We start from the raw sequence: 301 nt of genomic DNA on the forward strand, positions 1-301 counted from the left end.
CTTCAACAACGCACCCAATTCGCTCTGATTGACGTGTCTTCTCGTTGTCTTCCAGCTAGCTTTCTTTCCCTCTAGCCGTCGTTTGTCCGATTATTCCAAGTGTTCGTAGCTTCTTATCTTTGCTGCTCAAGCCGCCAACACCCCTTGGGCGTTATATGGCCAAGCCGCACGGGCAATTAGTACTGGTCAGCTCAACGCCTCACAGCGCTTACACATCCAGCCTATCAACCAGGTCGTCTTCCTGGGCCCTTTAGGAGACTCGAAGTCTCAGGGAAAACTCATCTTGAAGGGGGCTTCCCGC

At 52.5% G+C, this 301-nt stretch carries 1 rRNA gene; it reads right to left on the reverse strand.

Annotated elements, in window-relative coordinates:
• Positions 1–155: 155 nt before the first annotated feature.
• Positions 156–301, reverse strand: a 23S ribosomal RNA gene (locus BGP77_RS08960); the annotation flags it as partial.

It is taken from the genome of Saccharospirillum sp. MSK14-1 (genome assembly GCF_003054965.1).
GTDB lineage: Bacteria > Pseudomonadota > Gammaproteobacteria > Pseudomonadales > Natronospirillaceae > Saccharospirillum.